The sequence below is a fragment of the Sphingomonas sp. Leaf38 genome (assembly GCF_001421825.1).
Lineage (GTDB): Bacteria > Pseudomonadota > Alphaproteobacteria > Sphingomonadales > Sphingomonadaceae > Sphingomonas.
Window position 1 is genome coordinate 793,466 of the sequence record NZ_LMLD01000011.1, and the last position, 12,936, is coordinate 806,401.

A 12,936-nucleotide genomic window follows, 5' to 3' on the forward strand; every position below is an offset into this window, starting at 1 on the left:
GCCCGCTGCATTGATGACACCCCTGTCACACCGGTTGACTTGCACCCCCCCCTTTTCTAAACGGACCGCGCCTTGGCGGGATCGCTCGTCGCTGCTTGCTTCCTCCCCGATGCGAAATCAGGTGGAGGAACGTGCGTGGCGGAGATCGAACCCGGACAGGACCCCCAGGGTGTTGACGATCCGCGACTTTCCGCGCTCGATGAGCGATTGAGCGAGGTCAAGGCTCGGGAGACGCTCGCTAAGGGGCAGAAGGGGGCGGACGCCGAGCGGGGATACTCGCAAGGCAATCGCGTCATTTCCGCCCTGATTGGGAGTCTCGTCGGCAGTGCGCTGATCGGCTGGTTGATTGACCGCTGGTTCGGTACTGGCCCTTGGGGACTGATCGTGTTGCTGTTCCTCGGGATAGCGGTCGCGTTCAGGCAGATCATTCGAATTTCAGGCGAACGCCCGGAGTAACCGGGCGTTTGTCGTATCAAGACGGCAGGGATTCCACGTGGCGGCAGAACAGGGCGGCAAGATCGATCCGATGCACCAGTTCCTGATCGAGCCGGCGTTCGGCTCGCACTGGATCGTAGGTGGTTACGACCTGTCCTTCACCAATTCCGCATTGTGGATGGTGGTGACGCTGGTCGCATTGTGGGCATTCATGATCGGCGGGATGAAGCGCGAGCTCGTCCCCGGCCGGTGGCAGATGGCGGTCGAAGGCTTTACCGGCTTCATCTCGGGCATGCTCGAGCAGAATGTCGGCCCGGGCGGCAAGCGCTTCGTGCCCTATGTCTTCTCGCTGTTCATGTTCATCCTGTTCGCGAACATCATCGGTCTGCTGCCGTTCGGCATCGTCCCCGGCGTGCACCCGTTCACCGTGACCAGCCACATGACGGTCACCGGCGTGCTGGCGCTGATCAGCTTCGCGATCGTCCTGCTCGTCGGTTTCGGCAAGCACGGCTTCCACTTCTTCTCGCTGTTCGTGCCGAGCGGCACGCCCGCGCTGATGATCCCGCTGATCTTCGTGGTCGAGCTGATGTCGTTCCTGGTGCGTCCGTTCTCGCTCGGCCTGCGACTGTTCGTGGCGATGACCGCGGGCCATATCCTGCTCAAAGTGCTGGCCGCGTTCGTGATCAACGGCCTGAACCTCGGCGGGATGTATATCGGTCTGGTGAGCGCGCCGAGCATGCTGCTGATGGTCGGCATTACGCTGCTCGAGCTGCTGGTCGCCGCGATCCAGGCCTATGTGTTCGCGTTGCTGACGTCGGTCTATCTGAACGACGCGGTCAACCTTCACTAAGTTTTTCCATCACCTAAACTGTTTTTCAAAGGGAATTTACCATGGACGCACAAGCAGCAAAGATGATCGGTGCTGGCCTCGCAGCGATCGGCATGGGCCTCGCCGCACTCGGCGTGGGCAACGTGTTCGCCCAGTTCCTCGCCGGCGCTCTCCGCAACCCAGGCGCAGCCGACAGCCAGCAGGGCCGTCTGTTCATCGGTTTCGCAGCCGCCGAGCTTCTCGGCCTGCTCGCCTTCGTCACCATGATCATCCTGGTGTTCGTCGCCTAACCACTCGGTGATTTGGCCGGGCAACCGCGCCCGGCCGGATTAACGCAGGACACACCAATGCCCCAGATTGCCCAGATAGCCGCTACCTACGCCTCGCAGATCTTCTGGCTGCTGCTCACTTTCGGTATCCTGTATTTCGGGATCGGTAAGGGAATGGTGCCAAAGATCGTGTCCAACGTGGACTCGCGCGAAGGCCGGATCGCCGGCGATCTGGCGGCGGCGGTCGCTGCCCGTGCGCAGGCCGATACGGTCCAGGCGAACTGGCAGGCAGAAATGGACGCGGCACGTACCGCGGCGCAGGCCGAGACGGCCGCCGCTGCGAAGCGGGCGGCGTTGGCGTTCGAGCAGCAGGTCCATGCTGCCGACGCCGATCTCGCCGAGCGTCTGGGGCACCATGATCTGGCGGTCGCGAACGCGAAGGCCGAGGCACTCTCGAACCTTCAGGGCGTTGCCGCCGAAGCAGCACAGCAATTGGCCGCCAAGGTCGCAGGGCTCCAGGTCAGCCTGGATGCGGCGAGCGACGCGGTACGCAGGACGACGGCGCATGGCTAATCCCGATTCGGCCGCAAAGGTCATCCATGAAGAGGGCATGGCGCCCGAAGGTGCGATCGACAACCAGGGTATAAAGGGCCACACGACCGCGCCCGGTGGCGTCGAGCATGTCGCCGATCCGACCGCGCTTGGCCTGACCTCGACCGGCTGGGTTGCGGTTGCGATGATCGTCGTGATCCTGCTGATGATCTGGAAGAAGGTTCCAGGGATGATCGGCAAGATGCTCGATACGCGCATTGCTGGCATTCGCACGCAACTCGACGAAGCCAAGGCGCTCCGCGCCGAAGCCGAGGCGATCCGCACCGAATACGAGGCCAAGGCAAAGACCGCGCACGCCGAAGCCGAAGCCATGAAGGTCCACGCGCATCACGAGGCCGCGGCGATCATCGCCAAGGCCAAGGCGGGTGCCGAGGACCTGATGGTGCGTCGTGCCAAGATGGCCGAGGACAAGATCGCGGCCGCCGAACGCGCCGCGATCGCCGAAGTCCGCGCCCGCGCCGCCGATGCTGCGGCCAAGGCTGCCGGTATCCTGATCGCGGAGCATCACGACGCCGCCGCCGACCGCATGATGGTCGACCGCTCGATCTCGGGGCTTGGTCGCCTGAACTAAGTCTTCTCCTCTTCCTTCGGGGGAGGGGAAGGGGCCCGCTGCGCAGCAGTGGGAAGGTGAGGGCTCGTGTCCCTCCCGTGCTAACATTCTTGACGGCCGTCTCTTCCCGGGTTTCCGGCGGCCGGGTCTCCAATCTGAGCCCGTTGGAGAAGAATCATGTCCTGGCTCATCCTCGCGGTCGCCGTCGTCACCGAAATCTGTTGGGCGCTCAGCCTGAAATGGGCAGCCACCATCGCTACGTGGCAGGCGTCGAGCGTCCCGATCGTCCTCAGCTTCGTCAACATGGGCCTGCTAGCGTTGGCTATGCGCGGCCTACCGGCGGGCACCGCTTATGCGATCTGGACGGGGGCCGGCGCGATCGGTGTCATCATCGGCGGCGTGCTGCTGTTCGGCGACAAGGTCAGTGGTATCCAGGCCTGTTTCATGGCGCTCACCGTCGTCGGGATCGTCGGCACGAAGGTCTTCGCGCAGGCGTAACCCAGCGGCTCGCCGCCCTAACATAGTTTGATCATGCCTGACGCCCTCCACGTCTTGGGGGGCGCCTAGGGCTGTGTCATGTAAGCGTGGCACCCGTATGAGGTCTATGGGTCTGCTCTGCGGCCCCTGTAGCGCACGAATGCCTTGGGAGCCGCCTGCGCGCAGTGGGACCGACCTGTCCAAATTCGTCATATTGCTCCGATCGCAGGTCTTCGCGGGGCGCTTCCAGAGCCGCAAGAGCCCGGTACAATCACGTCATATCAGTTGTGATTTGAAACTAGGGTTTGCTGGCTGCCACTGTGTGGCGGTTTTGAGACACAATGTTCAAAAATTGGTTTCCGTATGCGGAAATCGCTAGACGTCAACAGCAGAAGGCCTCTACCTAACGTCCAAACCATAAGTTCGAAAAGTTCGAACACTCAGGAGAGAACGCCGATGCGCATGATCGCATATCTGTTGTCCGCCGCAGCAACCACGGCACTCGTGACGCCGGTCTTTGCGCAGCAGGCGACCTCGACCGTCGAGGCGCAGAGCACACCGTCGCAGGGAACGGCGAATGCATCGGTCGACGGCCAGACTAACGCAGCGACCGATGCAGATACGACGCGCGCTGCCAGTGCCGCCAGTGCGGTCGCCGAAACCGGCAACTCGAGCGACATCGTCATCACCGCGACCCGACGCTCGGAGCGTCTGTCGAACGTACCCATCGCGGTGTCCGCAGTGGGCCAGGCCGCGCTGCAGAATTCCGGCGGCAGTGACATTCGCTCGCTCAACCAGCTCGCACCGTCGCTGCTGATCTCGTCGACGGGCAACGAATCGAACGCGTCGGCGCGTATTCGCGGTATCGGTACGGTTGGCGACAATCCCGGTCTTGAAAGCTCGGTCGCGGTCTTTATCGACGGTGTCTATCGCAGCCGCACCGGCGTCGGCCTCAACGAGCTCGGCGAGATCGACCGGGTCGAGGTCCTGCGCGGGCCGCAGGGTACGCTGTTCGGTCGCAACGCGTCGGCAGGTCTCATCAACATCATCACGCGGTCGCCCGAGTTCGACTGGCACGGCAACGCCGAGGCGACCTATGGCAATTACGATCAGAAGCGCATCGCAGCCGGCATCACCGGGCCGCTGATCGCCGAGAAGCTCGCCTTCCGCGTCGACGGCGTCTTTGTGAAGCGCGACGGCTTCTACAAGAATGTGACCGCCGCCAATGGCTCCGAAAGCCGGATCAACGACCGCGATCGCTATTTCGTTCGCGGCCAGCTGCTGTTCAATCCGACCTCCCAGCTAAGCTTCCGCGTGATCGGCGACTATTCGCATCGCAAGGAAAGCTGCTGCGGCGCGGTCTATTACAGCCAAGTCGAGACGACCGATCCAACTGCCAATGCCGCCGGCGTCGCGCCATTCTTTGGCACCGTAAACACCGATGGCGCGGTCACGAACAATGCGAGCAACCGCATCGTCGATATCCTGCGTCGCCAGGGTGCGGTGTTCCCGCTCGCGGGTAACAAGGCTGATCCGTTCAGCCGCCAGGTCGCGGTGACGCCGGGCCAGACCTATCGCAACACGACCAAGGATTATGGCGGTTCGGTGCAGGCCGACTGGGATCTGGGCGGCGCGACCTTCACCTCGATCACCGCATACCGCGAGTATAAGTCGGGCAATGTCAGCGACATCGACTATACCAATGTCGATCTGACAAACCGTGCCGACGACGGCAACGCCTATCGTCAGTTCCATACCTTCACGCAGGAAGCGCGGCTTCAGGGCTCGCTGTTCAACGACAAGCTCGATTGGCTCGTCGGTGGCTTCTATTCGAAGGAGACGTTGAAGCTCGTCGACAACGCGAAGTTCGGTTCGCAATACGGCCAATTCGCCGCGTGCCGCCTCGTCGCGAACGTCAGTCCCGCGCTTGCCGCACTCGGCCAGAATTCGGCAGGTTGTCTGAATAGCACAGTCATACTGCCGACGGGTGCTACTGCGCGTCAAACCGTATCCGGTGCCTTTGGCGGACCGAATTCCGCAGGGGGCCTTATTACCGCAGCTCTTGATCGTCTGACTGGCGGCGCGGGGCTAGGCGGCGGCGTGAACAACGTCGGCGATTCGGGCTCGATCTACCGGCAGAAGAGCGAAAACTACGCGTTCTTCACGCACAACATTCTGCACCTGACCGACACATTGTCGCTGACCGGCGGCCTTCGCTACACGCACGAAACCAAGAAGTTCAACGCTGCGTTCAACAATAACAACAGTGTCTGCCCGATCCAGCAGGCTGCACTGGCACCGTTGACGCAGACGCAGAGCGGCGCGACGGCGTTCGCACAGGGCATCGTGACGCTGACCTGCACGGGCAATTCGAGCACGGCGCTGAACGGGTTGAACCTGAACGACAGCTTTGGCGACGGTGAGTTCACCGGCACCGCGGTCCTCTCGTGGAAGCCGTTCACCAAGCTGCTGACCTATGCCTCCTATGCCAAGGGCTACAAGGCGGGCGGCTACAATCTCGACCGGTCCGATCTGGGCGGCGTCAACGGCGTGCTCTCGTCGCGCAGCAACGCTGATGCGCCAGGTTTGCGCTTTAACGCCGAGAAGGTGAACAATTACGAGATCGGGGCGAAGTTCAACACGCGCCAGTTCACCTTGAACGTCGCCGCGTTCCGCCAGGAATTCACCGACTTCCAGCTTAACACGTTCAACGGCTCGATCTTCGTCGTGCAAAACGTCCAGGGCTGTAAGGACAACCTCAACGGTCTTGATAGCGATAACGGCTTCAACCCCGTCACCGGTGCGCAGACCGGCACCTGCGCTCCGGATCGGGCGAAGAAGGCAGGCGTGATCTCGCAGGGCGTCGAGCTCGAGGCGACGATGTCGCCGATCAAGCAGGTCACCTTCACCGCGGGCTACACCTATGCCGACACGTTTGCCCGCAAGAACCTGGTCGGCAGCTCGACGACCGGTGAGGCGCTCGACCGCGCGCTCTTCCTGCTCCCGGGCAGCCAGTTGTCGAACGCGCCCAAGCACGTCGTGACCACGTCGTTCGCCTGGACGCCCGATATCGGATCGAACGGCCTGTCGGGTCTGCTTTATGTCGATAGCCGCCTGTCGTCCGACTACAACACGGGTTCGGATCTGGCCCCGGAGAAGAAGCAGGATGGCTTCGCGGTGGTCAACGCCCGCGTCGGTCTGCGCGGCAAGGACCAGATCTGGGCGCTCGAGTTCTGGGCACAGAATGTGTTCAACAAGAACTACATCCAGGTCGCGTTCAACACGCCGTTCCAGGGTGCCGGATCGTCGGCCAACGTCGCTGCGTATGGCGGCACCGGCAACGCGCTCTACTCGGCCTTCCTCGCCGAGCCGCGCACCTATGGCCTGACGCTGCGCTCGCGCTTCTGATCGCGTAGTACCACGTGAAAAGCCGGCTCGCAGATCTCTGCGGGCCGGCTTTTTCGTGTGTGGGAGTAATTGCGCGCCCGTTCTCCTGCGAACGCAGGAGTCCCGGGTCGCAAGCGCTGCGTCCCGCTACCCTGGGCTCCCGCTTTCGCGGGAGAACAGGGGCCCGCTCACGCCGCCAAGTCGATATCCTCGCCCGCCGCCGCCGCGAGCAACCGCCGTTCCAGCGTCTTCAACCGCGCGGGCTGGGTGATCCGGTCGCCGGTCAGGTCGGTGATGTAGAACGTGTCGACCGCGCGCTCGCCATAGGTGGCGACATGCGCGGAATGGATCGTCACCTTCGACTGGAACAGCGCATTGGCGAGCTGGTTCAACAGCGCGGGCCGGTCGCGGGCGTTGACCTCGACCACGGTGAACCGGTTCGACGCCTTGTTGTCGACGAGCGCGTTGGGGACGATGTCGAACGCCTCCGCGCGCGTGCGGGGCAGGGGTTTGGCGACCAGCCGGTCGGCCAGCTTGCCGCGGTTGGCCAGCGCATCCTCGATCGCCGTCTTAAGGCGCGACAGCTGGCCGGATTCGTCGAACGGCCGCCCGAACGGATCCTGGACGAGGAAGTTGTCGACCGCCATGCCGTCGCGCGTCGTGTGGATGCGCGCGTCGATGATGTTGCCCCCCGCAACGTGGATCGCACCGGCGATACGGTAGAACAGCCCGGGATGATCCGCCGCGTAGATCGTCACCAGCGTCGCGCCGCGCCCCGGATAGACATGCGCGTCGATCGCGAGCTGCGCATCGAAGGTGGTCGCGAGGAAGCGCGCATTGTGCGCGAGCACGTCCTCGGGTTCGGCGATCCAATAGGCTTCGGGCAGGCGGTGGACGAGCGTGGCAAACGACTCCGCGTCCCAGCCGAGCGCGTCGCGCAGATGGTCCTGCTTGGCGGCGATCCGTTCGGCGCGGCCTTTCTGCTTGTGGCCCAGCCGGAGGACCTCTTCGGCGGCTTCGTACAGATCGCCGAGCAACTGGCGTTTCCAGCCGTTCCACACGCCCGGACCGACCGCGCGGATATCGACGATCGTCAGCGTGAGCAGCAGCCGCAGCCGCTCCGGGCTCTGCACGACGTCACAGAAATCGAGGATCGTCTTGAAGTCGCTGAGGTCGCGCTTGAACGCGGTCGCCGACATCAGCAGGTGCCAGCGGACAAGCCAGGCGACCGTTTCGGTTTCCGCAGGCGTCAGCCCGAAGCGCGGGCACAGCCGTTGTGCGACCTCCGCCCCCAGGATCGAATGATCGCCGCCACGGCCCTTGGCGATGTCGTGCAACAGCACCGCGACGTACAGCGCGCGACGCGACACGATCTGTTCGAAGATCGCGCTTGCGAGCGGATGGTCCTCCTTCAGCACGCCGTTCTCGATGCGCGCGAGCAGGCCGATCGCGCGGATGGTGTGCTCGTCGACGGTGTAGTGATGATACATGTCGAACTGCATCTGCGCGACGACGCGCGCGAAATCGGGCACGAACCGGCCGAACACCCCCGCCTCGTTCATCCAGCGCAGCACGAGTTCGGGATCGCGCGGGGACGTCAGCACGTCGAGGAACAGCGCGTTGGCGGTCGGACTGGTGCGGACGTCGTCGACCAGCTTTGCGTCCCGCGCGGCGGCGCGCATCGCGAGCGGGTGGATCTCGACGCCGTGCTTGTCGGCAAGTTGGAAGATCTCGATCAGGCGTTCGGGATCGGTCTGGAAATAGTCGTCGCTCGGCAGCGCGAGCCGGCCGCGATCGAGCACGAAGCCGTTGAGCTTGCGCGGGGAGCGGCGGATCGTCGGCAGGCCGAAGCGCCGCCCGCGCGCGGCGAACTTTTCGTCGAGATGCGCGAGGAAGACGCCGCTGAGCGTGCCGACGGTCTTGGCCTGCAGGAAGTAGAACTGCATGAACCGCTCGACCTTCGACTTGCCGGGGCGATCGGAGAACCGCATCCGGTCGGCGATCTCGCGTTGCAGGTCGAAGGTGAGGCGATCCTCGGCGCGGCCGGTGATGCTGTGCAGATGGCAGCGCACGGCCTGGAAGAAGTTGTCGGCGCGGTGGAACAGGCGATATTCGGCCTTGGTGAACAGCCCGACCCCAACGAGTTCGGCGGCACGCTGGACGTCGTAGATGTACTTGCCGATCCAGAACAGCGCGTGGAGATCGCGCAGGCCGCCCTTGCCCTCCTTGACGTTGGGCTCGACGACGTAGCGCGTGTCGCCCATCTTGCGGTGGCGCGCGTCGCGTTCGGCGAGCTTGTCGGCGATGAAGGTGCGCGCAGTGTCGGCCTGGACCTCGGTCTTGAAGCGGTGCGAGGCTTGTTCGTACAGCTCGGTATCGCCGCAGACGTAGCGTGCCTCGAGCAGCGCGGTACGGACGGTGACGTCGGCTTTGGCCTGCCGCACCATCTCGTCGAGCGAACGGCTGGACTGGCCAAGCTTCAGCCCGAGATCCCATAGCGCGTACAACATCGATTCGATCACGCGCTCGGCCCAGGGTGTCTGCTTGCCGGGCGTCAGGAAGCCGATATCGACATCGGAATGCGGCGCCATCTCGGCCCGGCCATAGCCGCCGACCGCGATCAGCGTCAGGCGTTCGCCGATCGTCGGGTTGGGCAGGGGGTAGAGTCGCTGCGTCGTGAAATCGAACAGGATGCGGAGCAGCGCGTCGATCAGATAGGCCTGCGCGCTCGATGCTTCCAACCCGCGCGACGGGTGCTCGATCAGCCGACGTTCGACCTCGATCCGGCCCTTCTCCAACGCAGCCTTCAGCAGCGCAGTCGCATCGCGACGAAGTGCGGTTGCGTCCACGCCTTCCAAGGTGGCGATGGTTTCGGCGACGGCGCGGCGATCAATGATCGTGCGACGGTTGGGGAGGTGATCGAAGCGGCCGGACATGTTGGTCAGATAGGGGGGTAACGCTCCTGCGTCATCAGGATTGCGCAAACTGCCCGCGAAACGTAACCGGACGCGCGAGTGGAGGACGAAAATGAGCGAACCATTGCGTGTAGCCCTTGCCGGGCTCGGAACCGTCGGCGGCGGTGTGATCCGATTGCTGGATGCGAACCGCGAACTGATCGCACGGCGGGCCGGGCGCGAGATCGAGATCGTCGCGGTCTCCGCGCGCGACCGCGGCAAGGATCGCGGCGTCGATCTGTCGCGGTTTGCGTGGGTCGACGACACGACTGCGCTGGCGAAGCAGCCGGGCGCCGACGTGGTGGTCGAGCTGATCGGCGGGTCGGACGGCCCGGCGCTGACGCTGGCGCGCAGCACGCTGCAAGCGGGACGCAGTTTCGTCACCGCGAACAAGGCGATGATCGCGCATCACGGGCTTGAGCTGGCGCAGGCGGCCGAGGCGGCGGGGGTCGCGTTGAAGTTCGAGGCGGCGGTCGCGGGCGGCATCCCGGTCATCAAGGGCCTGCGCGAAGGCGCCGCGGCGAACGAGATCGCGCGCGTGTACGGCATCCTCAACGGTACCTGCAATTTCATCCTGTCGAAGATGGAATCGGAAGGCCGCGATTTTGCCGAGGTGCTCGCCGAGGCGCAGGCGCTGGGGTTTGCCGAATCCGATCCGAGCTTCGACATCGATGGTGTCGATGCGGCGCACAAGCTGTCGATCCTGGCGGCGGTCGCGTTCGGGACGCAGCCGGCGTTCGACGACGTCGCGGTCAGCGGCATCCGGCACCTGCTGGGCGCGGACATCGCCGAGGCGGCGGCGCTCGGCTACCGCGTGCGGCTGCTGGGGCTGGCGGAAGCCGGGACGGACGGGTTGTTCCAGCGCGTGCATCCGCATCTCGTGCCCGTGGATCACCCGCTGGCACACGTCACCGGATCGCTGAATGCCGTGGTGGCCGAGGGCAACTTCGTCGGCCGGTTGCTGTTCCAGGGCGCTGGCGCGGGCGATGGCCCGACCGCGAGCGCGGTGGTCGCCGACCTGATCGACATCGCGCGCGGCGAGTTCGGGCCCCCGTTCGCGATGCCGGTCGCTTCGCTCTCTGCGGCGCCCCAGGCGGACAGCGGCGAGCGGCGGGGCAGGGCGTATCTGCGCTTCACGGTTGCCGACCGGGTCGGCGTACTCGCCGAGATCGCCGCAGCGATGCGCGATGCGGGCGTCTCGATCGAGAGCCTGATCCAGCGCGGTGCGATTTCGGATGGCAGCGTGCTGGTGGCGATCGTCACACACGAAAGCCCGGAACGCTCGATCGCCCAGGCGCTTGAGAAGTTGCGCGGGTCGCAGAGCCTCGTTGGTCAGCCAATGTGGATGCACATTCTGGATTGAGGGGGGGGCGGGCGGATAGCTTCAGGGCCGCCACTCCGACGAAGGCCGGGGCCCCATTGGCGTGGTCGCAGCAACGACGCGTGCCCTTCGTTAGTGCCGCCCCCCAATGGGCCCCGGCCTTCGCCGGGGTGGAGGACAGTAATGCAGCCTCCTGCTTGTTCTTCCGCGAAGGCGGGAGCCCAGTCTTGGCCCCACCTTCGCGGGGAAGCATGGCAGGACGATCTTACCTAGGCGGTTCGTCCAGCACGATCGGGACGCGGTTCGCCTTGTCGGGCTTCTTCCGGAATTTTCGCCCGACGTCGCGGAGCAGCGCCATCGGATCCTTTCCTTCGCCGTTCTCGCAACAGCTGTGCGGATCGATCAGCGCGCCGATGCCCCGGATCAGCACCACCGGGACGGTCAGCAGGTCGACCCCGGTGCAGCCACCCGGCGGGCAGACGGGCCCGGCATTGTCGAGCGCCGCGCGCGGATCGCCTACCGCCTGGCGCGGGCGATCCTGCGGCAGGCGTTCGTCGGGGAGGGGCAGGCGTGGCGCGGGGGTGCCGTTGGTCCCGCAGACGACGACCTCGGTCTGGCTCGAACCGGGGCAGGCGGGCGGGGCGAGGATCGACCAGCGTTGCGGCGGCGGTGTTACTGTCGAGGTAGGGGATGCTATCGTGGCTTGCAGCATCAGCGTCATCAGGATCATCGCGCGCGCCTCATCCTAGTTGACGGTACCGACCGGCCCATTGAGGTCGATCGGTACGCGGTCCCGTTTATCCGGCTTTTTCGCGAGTGTGCTCCTGATCAGCCCGACCGCCGCCTTCGCGATCGGGACGATCGGCGGGCCGAAGCCCACTTGGCACCCCCATTGGCTCGCCGCACAGGGCGTGTTTTCCAGTTGCAGTGCACGCACGGCACTGAGTTCGGGGTTGGAAGCGACCGGGCGATCGGGCGGGCCACGGTCGTCGCGCATCGGCAGGCGCGGGGTGGTGGTCGCCGACGTGCCGCAGACGACGACCTCGTTGCCGTCCCTTGATGTGGTGGCACACGGATCGACGAGGATCGAGAAACGCTCGGCACGTGGCGTTTGCGCGGCAGGCGCGCGAGCGGTCGCCTGTGCAAGGATCAACAGTATAGCGGGTATTGGCATTACAGGATCATGGTGCAGGCGGGCGCATGCCGCTAGCCGTCACGTCGCCCGAGCCCTCGCCAGGGCCGAACCCGACGGTCGCACGAACCCCTGCACTGCCCCCGCCTACCAGAAACGGACTCATGGCCTCGATTGGCGTGCGCGCATGGACCAAGCTCGCGCGCTGTTCCGCCACCATATCCCGGCGATCAACGGTCCGCGTCTCTAATGGTACACGGTAGCGATCCGCGTTGCGCATACCACAGACCGTGATGTCGGTTTGGTCAGCGCTGGGCAGACAGGGGCGCTCGGCGGCCATTCGCGACCGTGCGGCGGTCATCAGTGGATCTTCGATCAGTATCGATAGCAGCATCGCGAGCATGATCGCCTCCGGGCCAAGCGACGCTCATGATGACCGCGCTAGCCGTGCGCGGCAAGAATCATTCGGCGAGCGTCAGATGCCGGAAGCAGCGTCGATCTTCGCAACGCCGAGCCGAGGAATGTCGATTGCGGGGCAACGGTCCATGACGACCTTCAACCCGGCGGCCTCGGCACGCGCTGCGGCCTCGTCGTTGACGACGCCGAGTTGCATCCACACCGCCTTCGCACCCGCAGCGATCGCCTGGTCGACGGCACCGCCGGCCGCTGCCGAATTGCGGAAGATGTCGACGATGTCGATCGGGTCGCCGAGCTGCGAGAGGTCGCGGAAGACGAACTCGCCGTGCACATGTTCGCCGGTGATCTGCGGATTGACCGGGATCACGCGGTAGCCGTGCGCCTGAAGCTTGGCCATCACGCCGTAGGAAGGTCGATCGGGACGGTCCGATGCGCCGATCATTGCGATCGTCCGCGCGCTTTCGAGCAGCGCCTTGATGTCGGCATCGGCGGTTAACGGCATCGATGCCTCCTGTCGGGGGGAACCTGGTCCGCTCGTACCGCAACTCTACGC

13 protein-coding genes are annotated in these 12,936 nt (G+C 64.9%); 8 read left to right on the forward strand and 5 right to left on the reverse strand.

All coding sequences use genetic code 11. The annotated features are described in order from the left end of the window. The first annotated feature begins 135 nt into the window (after nucleotides 1-135). The 7 genes from ASE88_RS11035 to ASE88_RS11065 all read left to right on the forward strand — a co-directional run bounded on the left by ASE88_RS11035 (nucleotide 136) and on the right by ASE88_RS11065 (nucleotide 6,580). A complete protein-coding gene (locus ASE88_RS11035; protein WP_056478106.1) occupies nucleotides 136-456 on the forward strand; it encodes an AtpZ/AtpI family protein in 321 nt (106 codons plus the stop codon). 70 nt (nucleotides 457-526) lie between these two features. After that, complete coding sequence (locus tag ASE88_RS11040; RefSeq protein WP_056479406.1) at nucleotides 527-1,285, forward strand: F0F1 ATP synthase subunit A; 759 nt, start codon at nucleotides 527-529, stop codon at nucleotides 1,283-1,285. A 41-nt stretch (nucleotides 1,286-1,326) separates the two neighbouring features. Beyond that, the gene (locus ASE88_RS11045; protein ID WP_055873230.1) at nucleotides 1,327-1,554 is read left to right on the forward strand and encodes a F0F1 ATP synthase subunit C; all 228 of its coding nucleotides are present in this window, start codon (nucleotides 1,327-1,329) and stop codon (nucleotides 1,552-1,554) included. 57 nt (nucleotides 1,555-1,611) lie between these two features. Beyond that, on the forward strand, nucleotides 1,612-2,106 hold the full coding sequence (locus ASE88_RS11050; protein WP_055873226.1) for an ATPase: 495 nt from the start codon (nucleotides 1,612-1,614) through the stop codon (nucleotides 2,104-2,106). A gap of 37 nt (nucleotides 2,107-2,143) precedes the next feature. Then, nucleotides 2,144-2,716: a hypothetical protein gene (locus ASE88_RS11055; RefSeq protein ID WP_200910241.1), complete on the forward strand. Its 573-nt coding sequence runs from the start codon at nucleotides 2,144-2,146 to the stop codon at nucleotides 2,714-2,716. 156 nt (nucleotides 2,717-2,872) lie between these two features. Further along, a complete protein-coding gene (locus tag ASE88_RS11060) occupies nucleotides 2,873-3,193 on the forward strand; it encodes a DMT family transporter (protein ID WP_055873220.1) in 321 nt (106 codons plus the stop codon). 435 nt (nucleotides 3,194-3,628) lie between these two features. Beyond that, a complete protein-coding gene (locus tag ASE88_RS11065; protein WP_055873216.1) occupies nucleotides 3,629-6,580 on the forward strand; it encodes a TonB-dependent receptor in 2,952 nt (983 codons plus the stop codon). 167 nt (nucleotides 6,581-6,747) lie between these two features. Here the strand turns inward: ASE88_RS11065 and ASE88_RS11070 are convergent, their stop codons facing one another. Continuing rightward, nucleotides 6,748-9,495 carry a [protein-PII] uridylyltransferase gene (locus ASE88_RS11070; RefSeq protein ID WP_056478110.1) on the reverse strand — a complete coding sequence of 916 codons (2,748 nt, stop codon included), beginning with the start codon at nucleotides 9,493-9,495 and terminating at the stop codon, nucleotides 6,748-6,750. A gap of 91 nt (nucleotides 9,496-9,586) precedes the next feature. Between ASE88_RS11070 and ASE88_RS11075 the strand changes: the two genes are divergently transcribed. Further along, a complete protein-coding gene (locus ASE88_RS11075; protein WP_056478112.1) occupies nucleotides 9,587-10,876 on the forward strand; it encodes a homoserine dehydrogenase in 1,290 nt (429 codons plus the stop codon). A 223-nt stretch (nucleotides 10,877-11,099) separates the two neighbouring features. Here the strand turns inward: ASE88_RS11075 and ASE88_RS11080 are convergent, their stop codons facing one another. From ASE88_RS11080 to ASE88_RS11095, 4 genes are all read right to left on the reverse strand, one after another. After that, on the reverse strand, nucleotides 11,100-11,564 hold the full coding sequence (locus ASE88_RS11080) for a hypothetical protein (protein WP_056478114.1): 465 nt from the start codon (nucleotides 11,562-11,564) through the stop codon (nucleotides 11,100-11,102). Between the two features lie 15 nt (nucleotides 11,565-11,579). Next, nucleotides 11,580-11,987, reverse strand: coding sequence for a hypothetical protein (locus ASE88_RS11085; RefSeq protein WP_235525540.1), 408 nt, complete (start codon nucleotides 11,985-11,987; stop codon nucleotides 11,580-11,582). Between the two features lie 28 nt (nucleotides 11,988-12,015). Continuing rightward, nucleotides 12,016-12,369, reverse strand: coding sequence for a hypothetical protein (locus tag ASE88_RS11090; RefSeq protein ID WP_056478116.1), 354 nt, complete (start codon nucleotides 12,367-12,369; stop codon nucleotides 12,016-12,018). 72 nt (nucleotides 12,370-12,441) lie between these two features. After that, nucleotides 12,442-12,885: a CoA-binding protein gene (locus tag ASE88_RS11095; protein WP_056478118.1), complete on the reverse strand. Its 444-nt coding sequence runs from the start codon at nucleotides 12,883-12,885 to the stop codon at nucleotides 12,442-12,444. Nucleotides 12,886-12,936: the final 51 nt, after the last annotated feature.

Excerpts from the sequence above, each read along its gene's own strand:
- ASE88_RS11060 (WP_055873220.1), top strand. The coding sequence starts at position 2,873 with ATGTCCTGGCTCATCCTCGCGGTCGCCGTCGTCACCGAAATCTGTTGG.
- ASE88_RS11090 (WP_056478116.1), bottom strand. The coding sequence starts at position 12,369 with ATGCTCGCGATGCTGCTATCGATACTGATCGAAGATCCACTGATGACC.
- ASE88_RS11065 (WP_055873216.1), top strand. The coding sequence starts at position 3,629 with ATGCGCATGATCGCATATCTGTTGTCCGCCGCAGCAACCACGGCACTC.
- ASE88_RS11080 (WP_056478114.1), bottom strand. The coding sequence starts at position 11,564 with ATGATCCTGATGACGCTGATGCTGCAAGCCACGATAGCATCCCCTACC.
- ASE88_RS11055 (WP_200910241.1), top strand. The coding sequence starts at position 2,144 with ATGGCGCCCGAAGGTGCGATCGACAACCAGGGTATAAAGGGCCACACG.
- ASE88_RS11095 (WP_056478118.1), bottom strand. The coding sequence starts at position 12,885 with ATGCCGTTAACCGCCGATGCCGACATCAAGGCGCTGCTCGAAAGCGCG.
- ASE88_RS11040 (WP_056479406.1), top strand. The coding sequence starts at position 527 with ATGCACCAGTTCCTGATCGAGCCGGCGTTCGGCTCGCACTGGATCGTA.
- ASE88_RS11050 (WP_055873226.1), top strand. The coding sequence starts at position 1,612 with ATGCCCCAGATTGCCCAGATAGCCGCTACCTACGCCTCGCAGATCTTC.
- ASE88_RS11070 (WP_056478110.1), bottom strand. The coding sequence starts at position 9,495 with ATGTCCGGCCGCTTCGATCACCTCCCCAACCGTCGCACGATCATTGAT.
- ASE88_RS11045 (WP_055873230.1), top strand. The coding sequence starts at position 1,327 with ATGGACGCACAAGCAGCAAAGATGATCGGTGCTGGCCTCGCAGCGATC.
- ASE88_RS11075 (WP_056478112.1), top strand. The coding sequence starts at position 9,587 with ATGAGCGAACCATTGCGTGTAGCCCTTGCCGGGCTCGGAACCGTCGGC.